Annotated in this window: 29 protein-coding genes; 9 read left to right on the top strand and 20 right to left on the bottom strand. The window is 47.5% G+C overall.

Translation table 11 applies throughout. The features are described from left to right. Positions 1-10: 10 nt before the first annotated feature. Positions 11-235 (top strand): hypothetical protein, encoded by a 225-nt coding sequence (locus tag MKY22_RS01615; RefSeq protein WP_023466807.1) that lies wholly within the window; start codon positions 11-13, stop codon positions 233-235. A 171-nt stretch (positions 236-406) separates the two neighbouring features. Next, positions 407-1708, top strand: coding sequence for a globin-coupled sensor protein (locus MKY22_RS01610; protein ID WP_290776420.1), 1302 nt, complete (start codon positions 407-409; stop codon positions 1706-1708). A gap of 95 nt (positions 1709-1803) precedes the next feature. Here the strand turns inward: MKY22_RS01610 and MKY22_RS01605 are convergent, their stop codons facing one another. Together MKY22_RS01605 and MKY22_RS01600 are read right to left on the bottom strand one after the other, a co-directional pair. Further along, entirely contained in the window at positions 1804-3387 is a 1584-nt protein-coding gene (locus MKY22_RS01605) for an IS1182 family transposase (protein WP_341085783.1), read from the bottom strand. A gap of 169 nt (positions 3388-3556) precedes the next feature. Continuing rightward, positions 3557-4009: a class F sortase gene (locus MKY22_RS01600; protein ID WP_341086070.1), complete on the bottom strand. Its 453-nt coding sequence runs from the start codon at positions 4007-4009 to the stop codon at positions 3557-3559. An 8-nt stretch (positions 4010-4017) separates the two neighbouring features. On the opposite strand from MKY22_RS01600, the gene MKY22_RS01595 reads away from it, so the two are divergent. Beyond that, positions 4018-4266, top strand: coding sequence for a hypothetical protein (locus tag MKY22_RS01595; RefSeq protein WP_341086067.1), 249 nt, complete (start codon positions 4018-4020; stop codon positions 4264-4266). A 167-nt stretch (positions 4267-4433) separates the two neighbouring features. Here MKY22_RS01595 and speB read toward each other — a convergent pair whose 3' ends face one another. The 3 genes from speB to MKY22_RS01580 all read right to left on the bottom strand — a co-directional run bounded on the left by speB (position 4434) and on the right by MKY22_RS01580 (position 7080). Next, positions 4434-5306, bottom strand: a complete 873-nt coding sequence (speB, locus tag MKY22_RS01590) for an agmatinase (protein WP_290776416.1) — start codon at positions 5304-5306, stop codon at positions 4434-4436. A 115-nt stretch (positions 5307-5421) separates the two neighbouring features. Beyond that, on the bottom strand, positions 5422-6264 hold the full coding sequence (gene speE / locus MKY22_RS01585) for a polyamine aminopropyltransferase (protein WP_149426674.1): 843 nt from the start codon (positions 6262-6264) through the stop codon (positions 5422-5424). A gap of 144 nt (positions 6265-6408) precedes the next feature. After that, positions 6409-7080 carry an NAD(P)H-dependent oxidoreductase gene (locus MKY22_RS01580; protein ID WP_312067013.1) on the bottom strand — a complete coding sequence of 224 codons (672 nt, stop codon included), beginning with the start codon at positions 7078-7080 and terminating at the stop codon, positions 6409-6411. 378 nt (positions 7081-7458) lie between these two features. Between MKY22_RS01580 and MKY22_RS01575 the strand changes: the two genes are divergently transcribed. After that, entirely contained in the window at positions 7459-9015 is a 1557-nt protein-coding gene (locus MKY22_RS01575) for a BCCT family transporter (RefSeq protein WP_341086051.1), read from the top strand. Positions 9016-9105: 90 nt separating this feature from the next. Next, positions 9106-9951: a metallophosphoesterase gene (locus MKY22_RS01570; RefSeq protein ID WP_290776409.1), complete on the top strand. Its 846-nt coding sequence runs from the start codon at positions 9106-9108 to the stop codon at positions 9949-9951. Positions 9952-9985: 34 nt separating this feature from the next. Here MKY22_RS01570 and MKY22_RS01565 read toward each other — a convergent pair whose 3' ends face one another. Beyond that, positions 9986-10480, bottom strand: coding sequence for a YwhD family protein (locus MKY22_RS01565; RefSeq protein ID WP_023466794.1), 495 nt, complete (start codon positions 10478-10480; stop codon positions 9986-9988). 65 nt (positions 10481-10545) lie between these two features. Further along, the gene (locus MKY22_RS01560) at positions 10546-11070 is read right to left on the bottom strand and encodes a hypothetical protein (protein ID WP_023466793.1); all 525 of its coding nucleotides are present in this window, start codon (positions 11068-11070) and stop codon (positions 10546-10548) included. Positions 11071-11238: 168 nt separating this feature from the next. On the opposite strand from MKY22_RS01560, the gene MKY22_RS01555 reads away from it, so the two are divergent. Together MKY22_RS01555 and MKY22_RS01550 are read left to right on the top strand one after the other, a co-directional pair. After that, positions 11239-11424 (top strand): 2-hydroxymuconate tautomerase, encoded by a 186-nt coding sequence (locus MKY22_RS01555; RefSeq protein WP_023466792.1) that lies wholly within the window; start codon positions 11239-11241, stop codon positions 11422-11424. A 72-nt stretch (positions 11425-11496) separates the two neighbouring features. Continuing rightward, the gene (locus MKY22_RS01550; RefSeq protein WP_290776407.1) at positions 11497-12141 is read left to right on the top strand and encodes an NAD(P)-dependent oxidoreductase; all 645 of its coding nucleotides are present in this window, start codon (positions 11497-11499) and stop codon (positions 12139-12141) included. 55 nt (positions 12142-12196) lie between these two features. On the opposite strand, the gene MKY22_RS01545 is transcribed toward MKY22_RS01550, so the two are convergent. The 4 genes from MKY22_RS01545 to MKY22_RS01530 form a co-directional block, all read right to left on the bottom strand. Continuing rightward, positions 12197-13375, bottom strand: coding sequence for a NupC/NupG family nucleoside CNT transporter (locus tag MKY22_RS01545; protein ID WP_290776405.1), 1179 nt, complete (start codon positions 13373-13375; stop codon positions 12197-12199). Between the two features lie 122 nt (positions 13376-13497). Next, on the bottom strand, positions 13498-14184 hold the full coding sequence (locus tag MKY22_RS01540; RefSeq protein ID WP_341086042.1) for a phosphotransferase family protein: 687 nt from the start codon (positions 14182-14184) through the stop codon (positions 13498-13500). Further along, positions 14153-14356: a hypothetical protein gene (locus MKY22_RS01535; protein WP_341086040.1), complete on the bottom strand. Its 204-nt coding sequence runs from the start codon at positions 14354-14356 to the stop codon at positions 14153-14155. Before MKY22_RS01535 ends, MKY22_RS01540 begins: the two co-directional genes overlap by 32 nt. Continuing rightward, positions 14353-15660: an HD domain-containing protein gene (locus tag MKY22_RS01530; RefSeq protein WP_290776401.1), complete on the bottom strand. Its 1308-nt coding sequence runs from the start codon at positions 15658-15660 to the stop codon at positions 14353-14355. The genes MKY22_RS01535 and MKY22_RS01530 overlap by 4 nt, the downstream gene beginning before the upstream one ends. 145 nt (positions 15661-15805) lie before the next feature. Between MKY22_RS01530 and MKY22_RS01525 the strand changes: the two genes are divergently transcribed. Then, positions 15806-16627: a lipoate--protein ligase family protein gene (locus MKY22_RS01525; RefSeq protein ID WP_290776399.1), complete on the top strand. Its 822-nt coding sequence runs from the start codon at positions 15806-15808 to the stop codon at positions 16625-16627. 16 nt (positions 16628-16643) lie between these two features. Next, positions 16644-17492, top strand: a complete 849-nt coding sequence (locus MKY22_RS01520) for a DegV family protein (protein ID WP_075642768.1) — start codon at positions 16644-16646, stop codon at positions 17490-17492. A gap of 68 nt (positions 17493-17560) precedes the next feature. On the opposite strand, the gene MKY22_RS01515 is transcribed toward MKY22_RS01520, so the two are convergent. The 9 genes from MKY22_RS01515 to MKY22_RS01475 form a co-directional block, all read right to left on the bottom strand. After that, a complete protein-coding gene (locus MKY22_RS01515; protein WP_290776397.1) occupies positions 17561-17776 on the bottom strand; it encodes a hypothetical protein in 216 nt (71 codons plus the stop codon). Beyond that, positions 17769-18179, bottom strand: a complete 411-nt coding sequence (locus tag MKY22_RS01510) for a hypothetical protein (RefSeq protein ID WP_341086031.1) — start codon at positions 18177-18179, stop codon at positions 17769-17771. Before MKY22_RS01510 ends, MKY22_RS01515 begins: the two co-directional genes overlap by 8 nt. Continuing rightward, the gene (locus tag MKY22_RS01505) at positions 18179-19699 is read right to left on the bottom strand and encodes a flotillin family protein (RefSeq protein ID WP_023466783.1); all 1521 of its coding nucleotides are present in this window, start codon (positions 19697-19699) and stop codon (positions 18179-18181) included. Before MKY22_RS01505 ends, MKY22_RS01510 begins: the two co-directional genes overlap by 1 nt. After that, entirely contained in the window at positions 19696-20217 is a 522-nt protein-coding gene (locus tag MKY22_RS01500; protein ID WP_029343200.1) for an NfeD family protein, read from the bottom strand. Before MKY22_RS01500 ends, MKY22_RS01505 begins: the two co-directional genes overlap by 4 nt. Further along, positions 20207-20434, bottom strand: a complete 228-nt coding sequence (locus MKY22_RS01495) for a hypothetical protein (RefSeq protein WP_341086027.1) — start codon at positions 20432-20434, stop codon at positions 20207-20209. The genes MKY22_RS01500 and MKY22_RS01495 overlap by 11 nt, the downstream gene beginning before the upstream one ends. A 171-nt stretch (positions 20435-20605) precedes the next feature. Next, a protein-coding gene (locus MKY22_RS01490) for an IS3 family transposase (protein WP_341086024.1) occupies positions 20606-22167 on the bottom strand; the annotation gives its coding sequence in 2 pieces (ribosomal slippage) (positions 20606-21537 and positions 21537-22167; 1563 coding nt in all). Between the two features lie 99 nt (positions 22168-22266). Then, positions 22267-23454 (bottom strand): multidrug effflux MFS transporter, encoded by a 1188-nt coding sequence (locus MKY22_RS01485; protein ID WP_445298361.1) that lies wholly within the window; start codon positions 23452-23454, stop codon positions 22267-22269. Between the two features lie 11 nt (positions 23455-23465). Continuing rightward, positions 23466-24599 carry a YfbR-like 5'-deoxynucleotidase gene (locus tag MKY22_RS01480; protein ID WP_290776387.1) on the bottom strand — a complete coding sequence of 378 codons (1134 nt, stop codon included), beginning with the start codon at positions 24597-24599 and terminating at the stop codon, positions 23466-23468. Between the two features lie 51 nt (positions 24600-24650). Next, complete coding sequence (locus MKY22_RS01475) at positions 24651-25415, bottom strand: TerC family protein (protein ID WP_029343196.1); 765 nt, start codon at positions 25413-25415, stop codon at positions 24651-24653. Between the last annotated feature and the right edge of the window lie 50 nt (positions 25416-25465).

The following is a 25465-nucleotide window of genomic DNA, read 5'->3' as shown; positions in this document are numbered from 1 at the left end:
AGGGGTTCGTATGGTACCGAAAATCGAATTCGTAGAACACTTCGACGACAACAAAGGAAAACGATTTAAAATCGAACTTTGGAATCTCGGAACCTTCACATTCAGTGCCGAGTCAGCTCGTGGACCTGTCACCCGTTTCACCTCCATTGACATTCAATTCGTTCAAGCTTGCGTTCAACGAATGCGCTCGATCGTGGACGCTAAAAAAGCATTTCAGGAAGATCAACCGGTCTAATCCTGTTCTTTTTCTATTCTCCTCATGGCACTTGCCATGAGTTTTTTTGTTTCCGGTCAATGTTTTTCAATATTCTCGTCTTTTTTTCGAAAACCAGTATCGCTTCGTCAAGATGAACCGATAAGAGACAGACATCATTTTATTCACATCTTGAGTATTGGAGGCAACTACGTGCGTAACCCTTTTAAAAGTAAGACTACTGCGGCTTATCAAGCTACCATTGGCTTTCCTGATTCCCGTCTCATCACAAAGACGGCAGATCCTGATCTCACATCCCGTCTCGTATACATGGGATATACAGAAGAACAGCTACAGACGCTCAAATCGATGGCACCTGTCGTTCAAGGCATCTTAGATGAGGTCCTCGAGCAAGTGCTTGACCATCTATTATTGAACCCAGAGATGGCAACGATCGCGAAACAATCATCGACACGCGAACGACTGAAGAAAGTCTTCGCCGACTACTTCACGAGTCTACTGACAGGAAACATGGACGAGTCATTCCTCGCGATGCGGATGCGAATGGGACAGACGCATAAACATAACTTCGTTCCTGTCACTTGGTTCATCGCCTCGTATGCTGCGTTTCAGACGTTGTTGATTCCAAAAATCGTCGAACATTATCAGCATGACCCAGCGCAACTGACGACAGCCGTACTCGCTTTGACACATGCGATGAACTTAGATGCTCAAATCGTGACGAGCCAGTATGTCGATTCTCGTCTTCATGAAGTGACAGCAGCGAACGAGTCGCGTCGTCAACTTTTGACAGACGTCGTTCGTGTCAGTCAAGAAGTTGCCAGTTCCGTCGAGCACACGGATCATGCCATCATTGAGACGAGCCGTCGCGCCTCACAAGTATTAGCAGAAACAGCTCAGACAGAGCAGACGAGTCAGCAGCTCGTCCAAATGACGATTGCCAACGAACGACAGATGCAACAGATGGAGCAACAATTCGCTCAATCGACACAACAAGTCGGTACTTCGCTTGAAAGCATCCATGAATTGAAGACGACGTCGGATGACATCGTCCAGATGACGCAAAGCATCGAAGCAATCGCCAATCAGACAAACTTACTCGCGTTGAATGCTTCGATTGAAGCAGCACGTGCCGGTGAACACGGTAAAGGTTTTGCTGTCGTCGCGACCGAAGTCCGGAACCTTGCTGAAAATGCCAAGTCATTAAGTAGCAGTATCAATGGTCTGATTCAAAAGAACAATGGTAATATCACACAACTCGTTTCTCAGATGGAAGACATCACACGTGCCAACACCGCATCTCAGCAAGAATTGCAACAAGTCAAACAAGGAATCCAAACCGTCAAGAGTGAGATGGAAAACTCCCTCACCTTATTTGGACGAAACAAGGAAAACCTCGGACAAATCGTCGAGACGATCCAAGGTCTCAGTAAGACGACACAAGGATTGACGACACTGACGACGGATCTTGTCGCTGCGTCCGAAACACATTAAAAAATGAGGCTGGGACATAACTAGCTGAATTTAACGAAAAGAAGGAATTGCCATCACTGAGGATGTGCAATTCCTTCTTTTTTCATTGTCTCTCGTCAAGCTGCCCTTCGGGCAACGCTTTGGATGAGCCATTTCCTCAAATTTACGGCCATGAGGATGAAGCCGAGCTCACGCTTCACCTTCGCTTTTCCTCGCACAGAAAAGCGAGTGAAACTCAAATTAGCCTTCAGATATCCAAAAACTGGTTCCACGTCTATCTTCCGTTTCGCATAGAGGGATCCTGTTTTTTGATCTGAAAGCCATTTTTTCATCTGTTCTTTTTGTTCTTCCCATGAAGTGTTTATGTGTACCTGTCGGTGACGCCCTTCTTCGGCCTTTGTACAACGGGAGCGGAACGGGCAGCCATCACACCCTTCACTTTCATACACCTTGAAATCACGCGTGAATCCGTAACGATCTGTTCTCTTGGACATGTAACGGAACGTTACGTCCTGTCCATTCGGGCACACAAACCGATCCGCCGTTTCATCGTAAGACCAGTTCGCTGTGTTAAAGGGATCGTTGCGCCATTTTCGCGACTTTTCTTTTTCGAACATCGTGTAAGGGATGAGTGGAATGCGCCCACGGCGCATCAGAATATCCTGATAATTCTCCTGACTCCCATAGCCGGCATCCGCAACGATATGCGGTGGTAGTGGTAAATATGAGCTGACCTCATCTAAAAAGGGGAGTAACGTCCGGGCATCCGTCGGATTCGGATAAATATCATAAGCGAGTGTGTATTGTCCTTCGGTCGCGATTTGAACGTTATAGCCTGGTTTGAGTTGTCCATTTTGCATATGATCTTCTTTCATTCGCATGAACGTCGCGTCCGTGTCCGTTTTCGAATAGCTGTTCCGTCCAGCGAGCGTCCTCTTTTGAAGGGCGTATCTCTGTTTCCGCTCGATGAAATCTGTAATTTCCTTTCGAAGGAGACGTGGTTCCTTCCGTTCAGAACGCAGACGTTTTCTTTCTTGGGTGTCCGTACTCGCCTCGATTTTTTGGTTGATGGAAGCGATATGTGCGTCTACAGCTTCACCCATGTGTTCGAGTTCTGAGAGAGTAAGCTCGTCCGGGTTTTCTCGTTCAATTTCCGGTAGGATGTCTTGTTCGACGAGGTTGTCATAGATACGATTCGATTTGTCCACGAGAGACGCACTATGACGTTCAATCGATTTCCGCCAAACAAAGGTATATCGGTTCGCATTCGCCTCTAACTTTGTACCATCGATAAAGATGGCTTCTTCATTGATTTCTCCCATCTCGACGAGATGGCAACGGAAGGTAACGAAGGCTTGCTTCAATATCGGAGTGACTGCGGGATGCACTCGAAAACGGTTGATGGTACGATAGCTCGGCGCATTCCCTTGTGCTAGCCACATCATCCGCAGACTATCGGATAGTAATCCTTCAATCTTCCGACCGGAGAAGACCGATTGTGTGTAGGCACATAAGATAATTTTCATCATCATGCGTGGATGGTAAGCCGGGCATCCTGTCGTGCGCATGAAAGGCTCGAACACATCGTCTGGAATGGATTCGACGAGATGGTGGACAGCGAACGCAATATCATTTTCTTGAAGACGAACTTCTAAATCTAAGGGCAGAACCAGCTGGTTCATGTTATAATCTTTAAACATAAGGGCACCTCCGATGGTTATGGTTTGATCACTTTAACTTTATCAGAGGTTGTCCTTATTTGTTTATTCAGAATCGGTTTTTTTTCATAGAACAAGGCCCTCGAAACGTATAGTCGTTTCGAGGGCCTTTTGTTTGTGAAACTGAGTTATGTCCCAGCCTCATTTTACTTTACTCGTCTTGTTCTGCTGTGACGACAAGACGCTGATCGTATCCTTTTGATTCTGAAAACGTACCTATACATGAAATGAGCGTCAGTTTATTCATGACGGTCGCACCGAAGATTGATCCGACAGGTGCTTCATCGACAGGATAGGACATGACGTTCGTCACCACGTACGATACCTGTTGTCCTGCTTTTCCCGTCACTTCAATCCGTTGCCCTTTTTTCATCTTGGCTAAATCATAAAAAACAGCGGGACCTTCTTGATCATCCAAGTGTCCGGCTAGTACGACATTTCCGGTTTGTCCGGCTTTTGCTCCGTACTTATACCAAGCAACCTGATCGGTCTGTTTCGGAACATCCATCCGGCCTTGTTTATCTTTCCCGACGACTTCGATGTTCGCTTTCACATCGAGCGTCGGAATTGTAATACGCGTTGGTATGAACGCCTCTTCATCCACCTTTTCAGATGGAGTGGACGAAGAAGACGTCGTTGTTTCAAGCTTCTTCGACCGCCTCAATTTCCGATACAGCCTCATCACGGTTAAGTAGCTATCTATCCGTCTTACTCCTGACGTTCTTGAACCCGATGACGATCACGCTGTTCCTGGCGTTGTTCGCACGATTTAAATTGACGATGACGAACGGACAGGATGCCTTTTTGTTTCTAATCGGTATTTTTTCTCGGTTCTGCCTGCCACTTGGTGGGTCATTCTAGCGAACATCACGCACCTGCTCAAGCACCAGCTTGCGACACCCACTTTACGTATCATCCAGTGGACGTCTGCCAGTCTAATCATCGGATTCGGTGCGTTCGGGGTCATTCAGTTCTTCTTCTGAGCAAAACAAAAGAGACCGACATCACGTCCGGTCTCTTTTGCTTTTTCATTTAATGAATCCAATCATCATTTCGCGTAATACTTTCGCTGCCGCGATCGCTGTCATGTCGGATTGATCGTACGCTGGGCATACTTCTACCAAATCCGCGCCGATGACGTCGACGTCTGCTCGCGAGATCATGTGAACGACTTCAAGTAATTCCTTCGTTGTCACTCCACCGATTTCTTGTGTCCCTGTCCCTGGTGCTGCTGACGGATCAAGAACATCGATGTCGATCGTAACGTAGACCTTTTTACCGGCAAGTGTCGGAAGGACTTGACGAAGCGGCTCGACGATCTCGTATTTGAAGAGGTTGTAACCTGATGTCTTCGCCCATTCGAACTCTTCTTTCATACCTGAACGAATTCCGAATGAATAGCAGTTCTCTGGTCCGATCAAGTTCGCGATCTTCTTGAGTGGCGTCGAGTGCGACAATGGCTCTCCTTCATATTCGTCTCGTAAGTCCGTATGCGCATCAAAGTGAAGTACGACAAAATCATTATAGTGTTTATCGAACGCTTTGACGACGGGCCATGTGACTAAATGTTCGCCACCCATACCGAGCGGGAACTTGCCTGCTGTCAGTAACGAATCGACGTATTCTTCAATCATATCAAGTGACTTTTGAGCATTCCCGAATGGTAACGGGATATCTCCCGCGTCAAACAATTTTGCGTCAGCGATGTCACCATCTAAGTACGGGCTATATTCTTCTAAACCAAGTGAGACTTCACGGATACGTGCCGGACCGAATCGTGAACCCGGACGGAAACTGACCGTCCAGTCCATCGGCATGCCGTACAAAATTCCTTTTGCATCTTCGTGAGTCGGTTGACTCGCGATAAAGACTTTTCCTGAATATGCTTCATCAAAACGCATGATCCATTCCTCCTGTTCATTTGCCGTTTGCTGATGCAAACGCCTGTTTACCTGACAACAGAGCGATTTCGAAGATCGAAACCGCTCTGTTCATGTGTGTCTATAGTGACTGAACTCAGCCGTTCGTCAAATCTTTAACGAACTTCGGTAGCGCGAAAGCTGCCGTGTGAAGCTCAGGCGTATAATACTTCGTGTCGATCTCGTGGAAACGCTCTGCTGCAACTGCAAGCGGATCATGTTTCTTTGATCCGATCGTGAACGTCCAAAGACCACTTGGGTATGTCGGAACGTTAGCGATGTAGAGCTTCGTGATCGGGAAGATTTCTTTGACGTCGCGTTGAACATCACGGATCAAGTCTGGTGTGAACCATGGGTTATCCGATTGTGCGACGAAAATGCCGTCTTCTTTTAATGCTTTTGAAATACCAGAATAGAAGCCTTTCGTAAACAAGTTGACCGCTGGACCAACTGGTTCTGTCGAGTCGACCATGATGACATCATACTCGTTTTCTGCTTCTGCGATATGCATGAATCCATCCCCAACGATGACTTCGACGCGTGCATCGTCCAATCCACCTGCAATGTTCGGGAGGTATTTTTTCGAATACTCAATGACTTTTCCGTCGATTTCAACCAAAACAGCTTTTTCGACGGACGGGTGTTTCAAGACTTCACGGATGACTCCGCCGTCTCCTCCACCAACGACCAGAACCGATTTTGGATTCGGGTGTGTGAATAATGGGACGTGCGCGACCATCTCGTGGTAAACGAACTCGTCCTTATCTGTCGTCATGACCATTCCGTCAAGTAACAACATCGTACCGAACTCGTCCGTTTCAACCATCTCTAGGCGTTGAAACTCCGTTTGTTCGCTCTCATAAACGTGGTTGACACGGAATGTGATACCGTAATCTTCCGTTTGGTGTTCCGTGAACCATAACTTTAATTTTTGTTCCATTTGCGATAGAACCCCTTTCTTTCATCAAGACAAAAGTTGTTCGTATGCGAGTGGCGTTTACGGCGCTTCTTAATCATACAAATGCGAGTATACCGAATTTCGAAAGAAACTTCTATATAATTCGAAAATTTTTGTCTTTCGTCTTTACTCGACGAACGTCACGATTTCATCAAGCGGACGACGTTGCTTCTCACGTTTGGGTTCGTCTGCCCGGTAACCGAATGCGACCATGACCGGCACCGTGAAAACAGAACGATCAAGCAGTCCACGATCGACGAGTAATTGCTCGACAGCTTGCTGGTCGAATCCTTCGATCGGGCATGAATCGACACCGATTTGTGCTGCCGTCGACATCATGTTCCCAAGTGCGATATAGGCTTGTTTAGCTGCCCAGTCTTCCATCGCTTTCGGGTTATCACCAATCGCGAAATCCTCCTCTAAAAACAGACCGTAACGCTTCGTCCGTCCAGCTTTCGCTTCTTCGGATAAACCAAGGAAATCCATCATCTGCTTGACATGCGGACCATCTGCCTGCATTTGTTCTCCGGTACGGGCGAGGAACAAGACGAAGTGACTCGCTGTCGGCAATTGTCCTTGTGCGCCCCAAGAAATTTCTTTTAAGGCTTCTCGGATTTCTGGATTTTGAATAACGAGCATGTTCCATGGCTCATATCCGAACGAGCTCGGTGACAGACGCGCCGTTTCTAAAATGAACCGGAAATCGTCTTCCGGGATCATTTGACCATTAAATGCCTTTGTCGCATGACGAGATTGAAATGCTTCAAGAATTGTTTGTTTTTGTTGTTGTTTTTCCATGAGAAATGCCTCCTTCAAAATGATGACTGCTTTTGTTATATCAAATCTGATTTTAGACCGCCTCTGATTTGCTCATATCAAGCTTTACGTTAGTTTTAAGACGAAACGGGAAATAATAGTATTAACGTTTTCTTTTTCTTTATTTCCACATTATTTTAAAAACGCTTGATTGCAATCTTTTTTGCTTAACCTTCCTTGAAAAACATTGATTTCTTTATTCTCATTTCCCGGTCAATTTGCTTTTCCACACAAATGTTTGTTACGGTAGTACCCTGCGTGATTAGGTTTTGTTATCGGAACGATGGGGTAATGATAATGTCGTTGCCATCATTTGATACAGAACAACTATGTAAAATTCGAAAGAAGGTGTGGAACACGATGGAAAATAATCGAAAAAGTAAGATCACAAAAGTCTTTATGGTATCCGTCATTTTCTGTGTGCTCTTTACCATATGGGGAATCTTACCGGAATCCCTAATCGGTGCAGCTAGTCTCGGAAATGTCACAGCTCAAGCACAATCCTTTGTCTCTAACGGATTTGGCTGGCTTTATCTTCTCGGCATGAGTGCTTTTTTAATCATTGCTATCTTTTTAATCTTTTCCCGCTTCGGTTCAATCCGACTCGGTAAGGATTCGGACCGTCCTGAATATGGTCTCATTTCTTGGTTTGCGATGCTCTTCAGTGCTGGTATGGGAATCGGTCTTGTCTTCTGGGGTGTCTCAGAGCCATTGACGCACTTCCATACACCGCCAGTCGCAACAGATGATCCAACGGAAGCAGCACGCCTCGCGATGCGCTATTCATTCTTCCACTGGGGATTACATCCTTGGGCATTATACGCGATCGTCGCGCTTGCGATCGCTTACTCGACATTCCGAAAAGGACGTCCTGCTACGATTGGTGACACGGTCGCTTCACTGATGAAGCCTCGGTATGCTTCTGCCGGTAAAGGTACCGTCGAAGTACTCGCCATCGTCGCAACGGCATTTGGTGTCGCGACGTCGCTCGGTCTCGGAGCACAACAAATCTCAGGTGGATTGAACTTCCTAACGAGTAGTATTCCCAACTCCTTCCTGACACAAATGATCATCATTGTCGTTGTGTCAGTACTTTACATGATGAGTGCGGCATCAGGACTCGATAAAGGAATCGTTCGTCTCAGTAACGCCAACATCGTCCTCGCCGTTATGTTGATGATTGGCGTCCTGTTCCTCGGACCGTTCAGTTTCATCATGGACCTTTTCGTGCAAACAACAGGTGCTTATTTGCAAAACTTACCGGTCATGAGTTTCCGGGCATCTGCCTTTAATCCAGACGAACGCGGCTGGATCAACGATTGGACGATCTTCTACTGGGCATGGTGGATTTCCTGGTCACCATTCGTCGGTACGTTCATCGCCCGTGTCTCGAAAGGACGGACGATTCGTGAGTTCGTCATCGGCATCATGCTCGTTCCAACGATCTTTGGTCTCCTTTGGTTCTCTGTCTTCGGTGGATCAGCGATTTGGAACGAATTGTTCCAAAATGTCGATCTGATCTCGACGGTCAACGATAAAGGGGTCGAAACTGGAATGTTCGCATTGTTTGAGACATTCGGTGGCTTAGGTACGTTCCTCAGTATCGTCGCCGTCTTCTTGATCACGACGTTCTTCATCACTTCGGCTGACTCCGCGACGTACGTTCTCGGTATTCTATCGTCTGGCGGTAGCCTGATGCCAAGCTTACGCATCAAGCTTGCTTGGGGTGTCATCCAGTCTTCAATCGCCGCTGTCTTACTTTATGCCGGAGGATTGAGTGCCCTACAGGCAGCAGCTGTTCTAGCCGCCTTCCCGTTCATCTTCGTCGTCGGAATGATGGTCATCGCTTTGTTCAAGGACTTATCGGATGAACCCGATGCGCAAAAAGAAGTCACCGATTTAAAACAAGATGCCTAAATCATTTTGATTTCCTCCTTCCGTCGCATACGGAAGGAGGTCTTTTTTGTTATCCTGAATTATGCGAAGTAGAAAGAAATGAGGTGGCTTATGCGAAAACGTACACGCTGGCTAGTATCCCTCAGCGTCCTCGCCTTAGGAAGCTGGTTTTTATATCGTGAAAATAACGTCATTGATGTCTCACGGATGATGGTCACGTCGAGTCGCTTACCGGAAGCGTTTGATGGTTATCGCGTCGTGCAGATCGCAGATTTACATGGCAAGGCGTTCGGGAATGAACAAAAACGACTACTGAAGAAAATTGATCGCGAAAAGCCGGATCTCGTTGTCATGACTGGCGATTTGATTGACTCGAGGCGAAACGGTGAAGAAGCTGTCCTTACACTCATGAAAGCGCTCGTTGATCGCTATCCGGTCTACTTCGTCACCGGGAATCATGAGGTGCGACTCAATCTAACAATTTTGCCAAAGCTTGAACAACTGGGTGTCACCGTTCTCCGGAATGAATCGCGCGTCATCGAATACCAAGGTCAATCGATTTCGCTGATCGGTATCGATGACCCGACGACGACACGTTGGCGCGAAGGGCTATCGGAACCGGATGGGATTCGTCAAAGTCTCGATCAAGCACTGCAAGACGTGTCACCTGATGCGTTTCAGCTCTTGCTTGCGCATCGTCCGGAATATAAATCCTTGTATGCGGAGCGTTCCGTTGATCTCGTCTTGTCCGGTCATGCGCACGGCGGGCAGATCCGCCTGCCGTTTACCGAAGGTCTGTATGCGCCTGGTCAAGGATTCTTTCCAGCGGTGACGGCAGGTCGCTATCAGGAACAACAGACGGAACTGATCGTCAGTCGTGGTCTCGGGAACAGCCTGTTTCCGTTTCGTCTGTTCAATCATCCAGAACTCGTCGTCCTGACGCTAAAACGACCATAAAAAAAGAACGTGTGCCGCGGCACACGTTCTTTTTTTAGACCAACGCTTCATGTAAAGCAGCGTCAGCATTTTCCCACATCTCAGGTTTATGTGTCTGCAAGAAATCACGTAATAATTCCTTTGAACGCTCATCCATGTGATCGACGACGATCCGCCCTTTAAGGGATTTATCCATCTTATTGACATGATCAGCAAGAATCTTGAATCCGCGACGCGCTTCCGCATCGACTAGCAGATCGCAGGCAGCGACACCACCATAATAGAATCCTTCTGGCTTACGACCGACCGTCACCCAGACGATCCAGTACAATTTACCGTTTGGCGTATCGGCTTTGTCCGTCGTGAACTTGACGCGTTTCTCGATTGCTGCTTTCGCGTGCATCGCACCCATATCGATGTAAGCTTCGCCGTCTTCCGGAGAAATGATGACGGGTGACATACTGTTTAAACTGAGTGTTCCGACACCAAATCCTCCGTGACCGTCTGTAGAGTTATCTGAAATGATATTGAAGTTAATCTTTTTTTCCATCGTGTTTTGTCCCCTTTTAATCCTGTTGCTTCTATCATACCGTATTCCGAGGTGTCTGCAACCAGTCACTCATAACGAAGTAACTGTAATTGTTCCTCTGATGCTCGGCGAATCGTCGGGAGACGATAACACGTCATGGATGCAATTTCCTCGTGAGCCGGGGGATTGACCTCTTCAAGATGAAGCAAAGCGCGGTCAAACAGAGTTTGCGCCGCACGACCGAACAAAAAGAGACGTTCCAGCGAAGAACACCGCGATCGAATCGCACGTAACTGATGCGCCAGTTCTCGCACTTTCGCCTCGACCTCTTCTTCCATGTCAGCCGTCGGTTTTCGATTTTGAAACAACGGTTTGAAACGTACATCGTCTTCAAGCAACGTCAACATCCCGTATCGCTTTGCTTCTTTTTGATTCAGCAGTTGAGCGAGTTCTTTATCCGTTACGAGTCGTCCGAATGGAATGTTCTGTTCAAAGACGATATCTGCGACTTCGAGTCCTTTAGCACCAGACAACGGATAATTCGTATCTTCCGGTAACGCCCGATCAAAAATCAGTAACGTATGAATCTTCTTCCGTATGATTGCGTCCATATGTCTCTCCTTTTCTGCCGTATGTGTATGACTACCTTCGCTTCCGACAAGAATAGCTCCTACCTTATACCCTTCTTTTTCGAAAACGATGTTCGAATTGACGAATCCCCTATCGAATGCGCTATACTGATGGCGTATCGTCATCATGCTAGAGGGGGAAATGAAGTCATGCCATATGTTACGGTTAAAATGTTATCGGGTCGTACAGTCGAACAAAAACGTGCCTTGATTGAAAAAGTCACGGAAGCAGTGTCGGAAACGACAAATGCTCCTAAAGAAAACATCACGGTCTTCATCGAAGAGATGGAAAAAACAGATTACGGTCAAGCTGGCGTCATGTTCGCGGATAAATAACCAACAAGAGACGTCCGGTCGTTACCGCACGTCTCTTTTTCCCATCTACTTGATCTCTAAGGAGGAAAACTTATGACTACTGTTACTGTACTTGGTGCGACCGGTCGAACAGGTCGACCTTTGATTGATCGGTTATTAGAAAACGGCTACGACGTTCGTGTACTCGTTCGTTCCGCGTCACCGGACTTACCGGTCCATGACCGACTTCACGTCCTGACAGGAGATGCGACAAATCCAGAGGATCTCGAACAAGCACTCGCAGGAAGCACCGCTGTCTTCAGTTGTCTCGGTACCGATCAACAGCAGGTCCTCTCGACAGCGATTCCACATCTTGTCACGAAGATGAAGGAAGCAGGCATCGAACGGATCGTCTTCATTGGTACAGCAGGCATTCTCGATGCATCAGAAGAACCAGGGAAGTATCGTTTCCAATCGAGTGAGTCTCGTCGACGCTCGACGATTGCAGCCGAGGATCACTTGAAAGCTTATCTGACCCTAAAGGATGCAGACGTCGACTTCACCGTCATCTGTCCAACACAACTGTCGGAAGACAAAGCACTTGCTGCTGACGACCTATTGATCGAGACGACACGTTTCACTGCACCGACAGGTCCGATTCCCCGGGAAAACGTCGCACAGTTCGCCTTTGAAGTTTATCGTGACGGAACACATCATCGTGTCCGTGTCGGGATTGCTTCGCATGGATCAACTGAATGAAAAACAAAAAGAGCAATGGATCTGCTGATCCATTGCTCTTTCATATGTGTAACGATTATAGCAAGACGCTGACGACGATTGCCGTCAAGACACTGACGAGTGTTGCGCCGTAGAGTAACTTCAGACCAAAACTAGCCGCAACGCTTCCTTGGCGGTCGTTCAATCCTTTAACCGCACCAGCGATGATTCCGATCGACGAGAAGTTCGCAAACGAGATCAAGAAGACAGACACGATTCCGAGTGTGCGTTCCGAGAATTCTTTTGAGTACTCTGGAAGGCTCAACATCGCAACGAATTCGTTCGTGATCAATTTCGTTGCCATGACACTACCGGCACTGACAGCTTCCGCCCATGGAACACCCATGATGAATGCGAATGGTGCAAAGATGTATCCGAGAATTTCTTGGAACGAGATACCGAGAACCATCAGGAAGATATCGTTGACCATTCCGATCAAAGCATTGTAACCAATCAACATCGCACCAACGATGATTGCGACTTTGAATCCATCCATGATGTATTCGCCGAGCATTTCGAAGAACGTTTGCTTCTCTTCGACGATTTCAAGAATATCTTCTTCCGGGTCAACCGTGTATGGGTTGATGATTGAGACGATCATGAAACCACCGAACAAGTTCAAGACGATTGCTGTAACGACATATTTTGGTTCTACCATCGTCATGTACGCACCGACGATTGACATCGAAACCGTCGACATTGCTGATGCACACAATGTGTAAAGACGGTTTGCTGGTAATTGACCAATTTGTTTTTTTACTGTGATGAATACTTCTGATTGTCCGATCGCAGCTGAAGCAACCGCGTTGTAAGACTCGAGACGCCCCATCCCGTTGATTTTCGACAAGACAAAACCAATCCCACGCATCAAGATCGGTAAAATCTTTGTGAATTGCAAAATTCCGATCAAGGCAGAGATGAAAACGATTGGTAGCAAGACGTTAATGAAGAACGGTTGTGCACCTTCGTTCGCTAGTCCACCAAAGACGAAATCAATCCCGATTGCCGCATAACTCAGCAGTTTTTCAAAGACTTTCGCGAAGCCACGAATGACGATATATCCGAACGATGTATTGAGTAAAATGAACCCAAGTACGAGCTGAAGAACTAGCATGACCGCAAGCGGTTTCAATTTGATGCCTTTACGATTGCTGCTGACAAGGAGCGCCAAACCAAAAACGATAGCCAGTCCGAGTAGTGCGATAAGATATTTCATGAAGTACCCCTCTATCTATTAGTTGTTTATCAGTTGTACATTCGTACGATGTCTGACGTTTAATTTCTTTCCAAGTAATAGAATAATCAATATTTCGAAGAACTACAAGAGGAAAAGTTCATTTAGTAACCGCTTTCGTTATTTTCATAGACTTTCAAGACAAATTTTTCCAAGCGTTCCCGAACATTGTCCTGACTAAGGTTTTGCTTTCCATATGCTTTCCACCCCGGATAGATGTCGATCGTTTCAGGTCCAAAATCAAAAATAGCCCGAATATCCCACGCGTGATCGTAAGAACGTTTCGTCTGTTTAAGGTAACTTTTTAAAAAATGATCCGCCATCTCGACGGATTCGAGCAAGGCAAGATTCAAACGACAATGCGCAAGGTCGACTTCAATGGGACCTACACACGCATTAATCCAATCAATCGTATGACACGTTCCATTCATTTCGTATAACACATTGACCGGATGAAAATCCCGATGAATAAACCGGATCGTTTGACTTTCGTCCGGTTCGACCGCCAGTAGCTGACGCCATCTCTCCGGATACTGCGTCCAAGTCGGAACGTGACGTTCCGTCGCATACGGCTGATAGACATACCGAGATTCGGGTACCGGTAGCGCATGGATCGCAACAAGCATCTGTGCCAGTCGTTCGACATACTGCTCATCCACCTGATCAAGCCGGATCTCTCCCGGTGAACGCGTCATATATAACCACGGCGGGACTTCGTCTCTAACATCGGTTTGATAGTCCAACACATCTGGTGCTAAGTCACCTGCTTGCTTGTAACGCAAACACTTCATGCAAGACAAGATCCGGCTCCTCATGTAGCCAGTCTTGATTCGTATGGACGCGAAGAATTCCCTCACCGACTCGAAAAACAAGGGAGGATGTCGCGCCTTTTAAGACTTCGACCTCTCCTCCCTCCTGTCCAAGCTGTTGCAAGATTTTCGTAAGGACAGCGGACGATATCATGATGTCACGCTGCCAATCAATAACTGGTCGATCTGCATCTTCTCATTCGCATGCTCGCGCAAGTCGTGCAAAATTTCTTGCGGGAAGAACAGCTTCTCATCAGTCTGGCGTGACGTCGCAATGGCTTGAACGAGCGGTGAAACTTGCGAAATCTCTTTCATTTGCCCATCCTTCATCTGCAACATGATCGGCTGCTTACTGATTTCCCCGTTATCTCCATATAAATCGTAAGGAAGACGACTGAGTTTATCTTCAAGCAGATAATAGGTCGGATTCAAGCCGATTGCTTCGAACAACTCACACAACTTATCGTGGACGAGTTCACGTTTTTCAGCCGGATAATCGACATACTTGAACAACTTCCGGTCAACGAATCGCCCCGAGAGATCTGCAAGGATCGGATCCTGTTCATTCGCCCACTGCTGAAAATAGAAGTAGACGATTGTCTCATCGAGCCCAAGGAAATCACGCAACTCCATCTTCTGATCAAATAGCGGCATCAAATGGATTGGTGCGATCGCAAACGGATATGCGGACAGGTACAACTCCTGCGCCCGCTCAAGAATAGCCTTTAATAGGTAATCACTCGATCGTGTCACCGGATGCAGGTAGACTTGCCAATACATCTGATACCGCCGCATGATGTAGTCTTCGATCGAATGCATTCCCGATTGTTTGACGACCATCTGATTATGGGCCGGACGCAATACCCGAAGCATCCGCTCGAGATCGAATTTTCCGTAGCTGACACCGGCAAAATGCGCATCGCGCAATAAATAATCCATCCGGTCGACGTCGAGTTGTGAGCTGATCATCGTAACAAGCAGTTGATTCGGGTGCGTCTTGTTGATGATCGACGCCACTTCTTCCGCAAATCCGTCTCCGACTTGGTCGAGGACTTTCTTGATTTCCGTATCCCCGAGAATGATCTGCTCCGTCCACGTCTCGTGATTAACACCGAAGACGTTCTCGAATGCGTGCGAAAACGGACCGTGTCCGACATCGTGTAAGAGTGCCGCAGCCAGCGTCAACTCACGGTACTGATCGTCCCAATCGGCGCGACCGTTGAAGACATCGATCAGTTGACGCGTGATTTCATAGACACCGAGCGAATGATGGAACCGTGTGTGCTCTGCTCCATGAAACGTCAAAAAGGATGTTCCGAGTTGTTTGATTCGGCGTAGTCGCTGAAATTCACGTGTACCGATCAGTTGCCAAATCAACTGATCACTGACATAGATATAGCGATGAACCGGATCCTTGAAGACCTTCGTTTCCTTTAATTGTCCTAATGATTGATACATATGTTTCTCTCCTTTAAATCGTGTCTATGTCGTTGTTGTTCGGTTTTGTTTCCAAGGATTCCTGTCTCCCGCGGCGCTTCGCACAGAAACTTTACACACCCTGTGCTATAATGATGTCGCAAATCTACAATAAAGGAACGAGCCTATGGGAATCGAACTCTTAAAACAAGAACATTATCGTATTTTTGATCAAACGTCACTCGGAACTGCTTTCCATGCGACACAATCGTTTGCGATGGACGACACATTATGTGCCTCTGTTGCAACAGAAGGAGCCGCACTCCGCTCTTGGATTCACCACGAAACCGTCGTCCTCGGCATCCAGGATGCCCGTCTTCCTCATCTTGCTGACGGTGTAGCCGTTCTGCATGAACATGGTTTCTCGCCCGTCGTCCGTAACTCAGGTGGTCTTGCCGTCGTCCTCGACGCTGGTGTCTTGAATATTTCACTCGTCCTACCGGAACGCGGCGGCATCGATATCGACAGTGGTTACGAAGCGATGCTTGCGCTCGTCCGCCGCATGTTCGCACAAGAAACGGACGCGATCGTCGCTGGTGAAATCGTCGGATCGTATTGTCCCGGTTCTTATGACTTATCGATTGCGGGTAAAAAATTCGCTGGTATCTCCCAGCGTCGTGTTCGTGGCGGAGTTGCCGTTCAAATCTATCTTTGTGTCAACGGAAGTGGAAGTCAACGCGCTGCTTTAGTCCGTGACTTTTACGAGGCAGCGCTTCAAGGTGAAACGACGAAATTCGTCTATCCGACCGTCGTGCCGGAAACGATGGCGTCCCTCGAGGAACTGCTTGGTACTCCACTGACAGTCGAGGAGTGCTTACGTCGTGCATATGAAGCGTTACTTGCGCTCGGCGCTGATTTGACGCCCGCAACTTTGACGGAACTCGAGAATGAGCGTTTCGGCGTCAACTTGAGTCGGATGCTTGATCGAAACGAAAAAGCCCTAGGTTAAGAAAGGAGAGAACGTGATGATCCGATTGATCACAGATAGTGGTGCCGATGCACCAAAAGACATGTTAGATGCTTATGATTTTACGGTCATGCCATTCGGCGTATTGATCGACGAAGACACGTTCTTCGATGGAGAATCGATATCTCCAAAACAACTGTATGATAAGATGCGTGACGGTGCAGCACCAAAGACATTCCAAGCAGAAGTCAGCCGGATGGTCGAAGTATTCACGCGTCACTTCGAACAAGGGGATCCCTTCCTCTACCTCGCCTTCTCGAGCGAATTATCGGGAACGTATCAAACCGCGAAGATGCTAGCAGAGGAGCTCGCCGAAAAGTATCCGAACGTGCCTTATCTCGTACTCGATACGAAAACCGCTTCAACAGGACAAGGATTGTTCGTTCTCGACGTCGCAGAATACGCACAAACGCATTCGTTTGAAGAAACAGTGGCTTACGCTGAAGCCAAGGTGAATACGATTCGTCATCTGTTTACAGTCGAATCACTCGAATATTTGATGCGCGGTGGACGGGTTTCTCGTGCCAGTGCTTTCATTGGTGGTCTCTTATCGATTTTGCCACTGTTGACAGTCGAAGACGGGAAGTTGATCCCAAAAGAGAAGATCCGTGGTCAGAAAAAAGTCATGAACCGAATCGTCGAGTGGATGGAAGAAGCACGTCCTGCGATTGACGGACACCGGATCATGATTGGTCACGGGGATTCGATCGAACGGGCAGAACAGTTAAAACAATTGATTGAAGCACAGTTTTCACCAAGCGAAGTCATCTTGACGATCGCCGGCGCAGCGATCGGTTCACATACAGGACCGGGACTCGTCGTCATTGGGTATGACCTTCCACGTTAACGGCACTCATTTTTATCTTATAGTACGACAAAATGGGACAGACTCTGTTTAGAGCCTGCCCCGTTTTTTTATGCATTGTATCCGAAGAACAGCAATGCCATGCTTAATCCAAGCGAAGAGACGATGAACACGATCGCCATCCCACCCATTCCGAAAACTAACAGCTTCGGTAAATCACGTCGCTTCTTCAGAAGGGCAGTTAATAACCCGACGTTGATCAAGAGGACGACGAGGAACGGAAGCAACAGCATCCAACGTTCTTGCAGTAAAAATAAACTATCCATTTCTTTGCTCCCTTCTTTCAGACTCCAAGAATGGTCGGAATAGATTCAGACATAAGAAACGGAATAAAACATAAGCGAACAGAAGTGTCGATACTACTTCGAAACCAGCATATCCGATATCACGCCACGTGATTCCTGTCGTCACCCCAGCGAACCAATACGGGAAGTCGACCGTCAACAGACTACATATCAAAGCGAGAACGGCTTCCTGACGTGTTTGTCGATCGTAAAGTGAGTAAGATATCTTTTTTATATTGAATATATTCGCGATTCCGTCACCCGATGTGTACCCTTTGATGATGCCGATGACGCCGCCTAGTACCGCCAGTGCATACCATGGAAGTGGCCATACGACATGAAAAAGCAGGAGTGCGAACACAATCAATAAGACGCGGATCGCCATCAGTCTTCTGTTTTCGACGCTGCCACCGCATCATGGGAATTCAAGTTGACCGTCAACGGTTTTGCTGTTCCTTTACCGGAGAAGTTCTCAATCAACTCTTTGACATCTAATCCTGACGACGCCTTTAATGTCTCTTGCAGTGATGCCATCAAATCCGTTGCGTAACCGGTGACACGGTTCGCACCGCCCCCTTCACCGCTACCTGTATCAACGACTGTGATTTTATCGATGTTACCGAGTGGTGCTGCAATCTCTTTCGCGTACTCTGGCATCATCCGAATGACCATGTCGAGAATCGCCGCTTGTCCGAATTGCTCGAACGCCTGCGCGATTTTTTCTTTTGCTTCTGCTTCAGCAAGACCCTTCAGACGAATGATCTCCGCTTCTGTTTCCCCTTGGGCCCGCTCAGCGTCCGCTTTCGCAAGACCATCCAGACGAATTCGTTCTGCATCCGCTTTTGCCGATGCCTCGATCCGGTATTTCGTTGCATCTGCTTCCGCATATTGCTTCGCACGGTCGGCTTGGGCAGCTTGCTCAATCGAGTACCGATCGGCATCAGCGCGTTTTTTGACTTCCGCGTCGTATTGTTTCTCACGACGGAGAATTTCACGTTCTTCGAGCTCGATTTGTTTTTGACGCTCGATGATTTTGATTTGCATCTGTTGCTCCGTGACTTCTTGTTGCGCGCGTGCATTCTCAAGATCATACGCTTGGTCGGCTTTCGCCTTCGCGATATCTTGTTCGCGGCGATAATCTGCCATCTTCAACTGATTTTCTTTTTCCGCTTCAGCGATTTCCGTTGCACGTTCGAGTTCTGCTTTTTTCGCATCTTTTGAAGCTTCCGCCCGCTTGATGCGTGTCTCTTTTTCCGCGTCTGCCGTTGCGATGTCGGCATCACGGCGAACCTGTGCGATCCGCGGTTTCCCAAGTGATTCTAAGTATCCGTTCTTGTCACGGACGTCTTTGATCGTAAACGAAACAATGACGAGTCCCATCTTCGCAAGATCTTGTGATGCGACCCGCTGGACTTCTTGCGAGAACTTATCACGGTTCTTATAAATTTCTTCGACGGTCATCGATCCAAGAATCGAACGCAAGTGTCCTTCGAGGACTTCACGTGCTTCTCCTTCGCGCTCTTCTTTCGATTTTCCGAGGAACTGCTCCGCTGCCGTCGCAATTTCAGAAATTGAGCTACCAATCTTGATGATCGCTGTACCGTCTGCCATGACCGGTACACCTTGCTCCGTGTAGACTTCGGGTGTCGTGACTTCAAGCTTACTTGATAACAAGCTTAGCGGTGTCGCTTGTTGGAAGACAGGTAACACGAACGTCCCGCCACCACGAATGATTTTTACCCGGTTACCGGACTCATCGGTATTGACGTTGCGTCCTCCAAGATAACTACCGGATACGATTAATGCTTCTTCCGGACCAACTGTTCGGTACTTCGTAATGAATAGGACGATCAACGCAACGATCAATGCGACCGCGACGATTGATACGATTAACACTGGATTCATGTAAACATCTCCTTTTTCCATTGTTGGGGGTACGTCACGACAGACGCGACGCCTTGTTTGATCTCGATGACGAGCACCTTCGTGCCTTGTGGTAAGGCAGGTCCTTCAAACAGAACGGCTGACTTTGATACGCGTCCTGAGACGTCATCGAGTAAGATTTCACCATATCCTTCAGTCGGAATCGGCACGATGACGGTTGCGCTGCGACCTTCTAGCATCTGTTCCGAAAATCCAAGCGACTGTTCGGCTTGTGCCATCGGAACGAATAAGAAAATATGCATCAGCGTCGTCACTAATAACGCAATCACACTGCTGATGATTAGAATCAACAGCGAACCAAGCGGACTGAGCTGTTCGAGCCCGAATCCGATCGCTGACGTGATGATGACAAAAGATAAGATCAACGTAGGATGAAAGATTTGATCGACGCCTGGAATGACGTCTGAGAATAGGATGGACACAAACACACCGCAAGCTGCAGCCGCTAACGCATATAAATAAAGTGTACTAACGTCCATCTTCGTTCACCTCGATGTAAGGATGTGAGCCATACAGTTCGTGGTAAGCCTTTTGATAAGCAGTCCGGTTTTCCTCAAACAATAAACGAGCCAATTCTTTGTCTCGTTGATCGATTGCCTCTTCTTGACGGCGTAAGTATTTTTTCTGTGCGGCAAAATGACGGGCTAATCTTGCCTCAATCGACGGTTCTCGTTCACGCTGCAACTCCAGTTTCATCGCTCCACTCCTTTCTGAAGTACTGGCTTTCTTTCTCTTCTACGCTTATTTTTTAGAAAATGTTTCAAAATGAATTCCATTTATTTTCTTTTCATTTAAAAAAAAAAACGTTCGTCCCATACAGAGTGAACTGCTCCCTGTCAAGTAGACAGGACAAATAATAAAAATCCTTTAAACGGCTTGCGCTCTGTATTCTAATGGAGCCAAGCCGTTTAATCGTTGTTGATATCGTTCTTCATTGTAGAAGTAAATATATTTCTGGATTGCGAGTCGGAGTTCGTCGAACTCCGCAAACTTATGTAGATAATAACTTTCGCACTTCAACGCTCCCCAAAAGGACTCCATCGGTCCGTTATCAATACATCTTCCAACCCGAGACATACTTTGTGTAATGCCTGCCACGCGTGTCATATGACGAAACGCATGAGAAGTATATTGAAATCCTCGATCACTATGAAGCAAGGGACGACTTCCGGATGCGCCCTGTAGGGCGTGTTCAAGAGTATCGAACACAAGCTGATTATTATTGGAATGCCCAAGAACGAAGGCACGGATGGATCCATCATATAGGTCCAGAATGGCGCTCAAATACGCCTTCTGAGAGGCGCCATACTTCAGTTCCGTGACATCCGTCACCCATTTTTGGTTCGGTCCTGCGGCGTTGAAATCACGGTTCAGAATGTTCTCTGCAGTCTGTTGAGGGCGATTACGAATATACAAAGGACGTTTCCGGCGTATGACGCAATGAATACCGGCGACATGCATCAGGCGACGGACACGCTTCGCGTTGACGTTTCTTCCGAAACGACGTTTCAGGTTCAATGTCATCCGTCGGTAGCCATAGATTCCGTTCACCGTAAGGTGGATCTCGTTCATCTCTTCGATGATTTTCATGTTCTCCGTCTCACGAGTCTGTGGTATACCAATCCGGCGTAACCACTTGTAGTAGGCAGCGCGCGAGACTCCAGCGAGGTGACACAGGGCGATGATCGGGTAACCAAATTGCTCTACCGATGATTGAATGGCTTCATATTTATCTTGAAGACGAATTTGACTTAACGTGACCTCCTCTCGATCTCCTCTAACTTTTTTAAGAAATCGTTCTCCATGCGTAGACGCTCATTTTCTTTCTCGAGTCGTTTCAGATCCAACGCCAAACGGTCTGTATCCGTCAATTCTTCTACTGGCTTCTGACGTCCGCGACGGTCCATCAGTGCGTCGATTCCGTCCTTCTCGAACTTTCTTACCCAGCTATAAATTTGTTGGTACGAGACCCGATGGGTCTTCATGATGCTTTGATAGTCTTTTCTGTTCTGTATACAGTCCATGACTGCCTGGACACGCTCTTCGAATGTAGTGGTTCTACCTTTAGTCATAGTGGATCGCTCCTTCAATGGTTTCCCTTGAGTACTATGACTAGTATACCTCTCTATCCACTTCGCAAGTAGGCTTCTATCCGAGATATCAAACCGTGCCGTAGCGCTAATAAGCGATTCCTTTTGGTCGAGTACTGCACGTATAGCCTTCATCTTCAGTTCTTCCGGATAACGCGTCCACTCTGTTCGATTACGAAGTGCCATGGAGCCGCCCGTACGATATTTTGTCCTCCATCTATTTAAGGTGGTGACTGAAAGCTCGAAGAGCGAGGCAATCGATTTGATCGAGTCGATTCGGTCTTCACACATCTTAATAATTCGTAGTTTTTCATCTGACGAAAACTTAGATTTAGTCATAGAAAAAGCTCCCTTCAAAAAGTAGACAGTTTTTGTTATTTCAACTGTCTACTTTTTGGGGAGCATATCAGAGGACAAACGTTTTTGAATAATTAGCGTTTATGAACGATTCGGTCGACGAACAATCAGACCATAATAGAGAATGAGCGCCAGGCAATCTAAGGTCATGATGATCAACCCCATCGGAACAGCAGACTGCTCTCCCATGATCCCGACGAGTGGTGACACAAGAGAACCGACGAGCATCGGCAAGAGCCCTAGAAGAGCCGAGGCACTGCCTGCCGTTGCTCCGTAATTTTGCATCGCTAAGGTAAAACCGAGCGTCGAGATCAATCCGACGCTTGAAACGACGAAGAATAGTGGAATCATGACGAAGATCAACTGATTCGTTAACGTCAAAGCGAGGAACAATAAGATACTTGCACCCGCAACGATCGTCAAACTAATTCGCATCAGCCGCTCTGAATCGACACGACCCGCAAGACGACCGGCGATTTGTGCTGCTAAGATAATTCCGATTCCGTTTAAACCGAACAAAAAACTGAACTGTTGCGGCGAAGCGCCATAAATATTTTGTAAGACGAACGGTGAACCCGAGATGTAGGCGAACATCGCGCCCATGACGAATGCTTGCGCGAACGCATAGCCAATGAAGACGCGATCCGTCAACAAACGTCCGAACGTCTTCAACGTCGTCGTCAGGTTTCCTTCAACACGTCTATCAAGCGGAAGTGTTTCCGGTAAACGGAGTGCGACAGCAAGTAACATCATCGTGCTTAAAATCGCAAGCAAGTAGAAGACGAAATGCCAGTCACCGAACCGAAGCATTTGTCCACCGATGACGGGTGCGAGAATTGGTGCTGTTCCGTTGACGAGTGACAAGGCAGCAAAAAACCGCGTCAATTCAGGTCCGTCAAACAAGTCACGAACGATTGCCCGGGAAATGACGATTCCTGACGCTCCAGCTGCCCCTTGGATGAATCGAAGCGCGATCAACACTTCGATTGTCGGTGCCATCGCACAGGCGAGAGACGCGAGCAGATATGCGAGCAGAGCAACCATCAACGGTCGTTTACGACCGCGAACGTCACTCAGCGGACCAACAATCAACTGTCCGAGTGCCATCCCAAGCATACAAGCGGTCAAACTCAATTGGATTAGTGATGCACTCGCATCAAATGAGCGTGACATATCCGGAAAAGCAGGTAGATACATGTCGATCGAGAGCGGTCCAAGTGCAGCGAGTGAACCGAGGATCAAGATCAACGTTAAGCGACGTGAGGTCATGGTTTCTTTCGTCATGACGTCACGTAATCCAAATCATGCAGGACATAAGCGAGGAAAAAGACGACCGATGGATTTTCATATGTCATCTGAACCTTTTTGAGTTGTGCGCGGTAACCGGTCTCATACTCGACCCCGTTCAACTTCCGTTCCATATTCATTTTAATCAATGCGTCGAGTTTATCGATCACATCGACCATCTGTCCCTCGTATGTCTCGTCTTTTGCTTCAACGACGAACCGACGGAACGGTGCTCGGATTTCTTTCGGTAGATTATTAATCAACGTCTCTCCTTCTGCCCGTTCGTAAGCTTCGAAGGCTGCTGCTGTGACCGGTGTCGCATGTTTGACAGGTCCAAGAACATCTCCTGTCGTTCCTTCAACGAGATCATGACACAAGAGACGCGAGACGACTTCTTCGATGTCGATCGTGACGCCGTACTTCTCTGATTCAATCAGACCATTGAAGATACCAAGCGAGGCTGCTCGAAACGCATGTGTCGCGTCGTTATCATCAATCGTGTTGAAACGTCCTTTCCAGCGCCGAATCGTATCCATCATCAAGACGTTTTCAATGAAATGAGACATCTTGTCCTCTTCCATGACCGACTGTGTCAAGCGACGGATCGAAACGAGTGGATGTCGTTCCAGAACAGCCTGTAATTCCGCTGCCTTTTGTTCGAAAAAGACGGACTCTGTCATCCGTGCTTCCCTTCGTGCGTACAACATCGCATCGAACGTATCGATGGCTTCGACGATCCGTCCTTCCGGTGATTCATCTTCTGCATGTACGAGGTATGTCGTGAACGCTGGTTGAAGCGACTTTGAGAGTAAGGCAACGAGCTGTTCACTTGCTTGTTGTTCCATTGCCTGAATGTGTGCATGTAACGTTGGTTCTTTTTTTGTCCGGTGTTTAATGGGTCCAGTGATGACTTCATTCATATCATGGAATAGAGCTTTTCCGAGCAATGTCTGGCGGTCGACTGGTGGTTGCCCGTCTGCTTCTTCTAAATAGCTTGCCATCAAACTGAATAAGGCAACACGAAAGCTGTGACTAGCTGCGTTATCCGGAAAACGTGGTGCATATTCATCCCACCGTGGAACGTTTTGCATCCGCGTCAGCATCCGAATGAAATTACCGTTTTGCATGAAATCTCTCCTAACGAAAGACGGACAGAGAGTACCCTGCCCGCCATTGTATTATTTTGCTGATTTGGTTGAACTGCTTCCGCTACGGAACCAACCAATGATTAAAATCAGAGCAAGTACGACCCAGAAGATCGTTTGCCATAGTGTACTCTCTGGAAACTCATGCGGCAAGACGTCGATTGACGGATGCGCGAGTGTCATGACGACCAGTTTTACACCAACCCATGCGACGAGCCAAAAGGCAGCTTCTTCGATGCCTGGTCGCTTTTGGAGCAAGACGACGAACCAGCTCGCGAAGTAACGCATGATGACGAGACCAATGATCCCACTGAAGAAGACGACCCAGAATTGTCCTGTATTCAGACCACCGATCGTTCCACCAATCATCGGTAATGTCGTTGCCATGGCGACAGCAGCAAGTGTCGAGTCGACAGCGAACGCTAAGTCAGAGAACTCGACTTTAACGACCGTCCACCAAAAGTTCGGTGAGGCTTTTTGTGAGGCAATCGTGTCCGGTACTTGGTGTTTATTCGATCGCGCCTCGACGATTCCTTTAAACGCGACGTAGAAAAGGTAAATCGCCCCGAGTGCTTGAAGTTCCCAAATCGTCGCTAAGTACGAAGCAAAGAAGATTGCCACGAAACGTAAGACGAGTGCTCCGACGAGGCCATAGAAAAGCGCCTTTTTACGTTGGTCGTCTGGTAACGGTCGGACGAGGACCGCCATGACCATCGCATTGTCGGCGGATAGTAATCCTTGCAAAATGATCAGTACGAGCCCGACGGTCGCATACTGTGTAATTAATCCAATATCCATACTAACGAATCCCCTTTATTGTTCAGTCTATTTATTATATGCCGGTCGTC

It is taken from the genome of Exiguobacterium sp. FSL W8-0210 (assembly GCF_038006045.1).
In the GTDB taxonomy this organism is placed as follows: Bacteria; Bacillota; Bacilli; order Exiguobacteriales; family Exiguobacteriaceae; genus Exiguobacterium_A.
The sequence above is the reverse complement of the archived record's forward strand: the minus strand, read 5'-3'. Positions and strand labels throughout refer to the sequence as shown.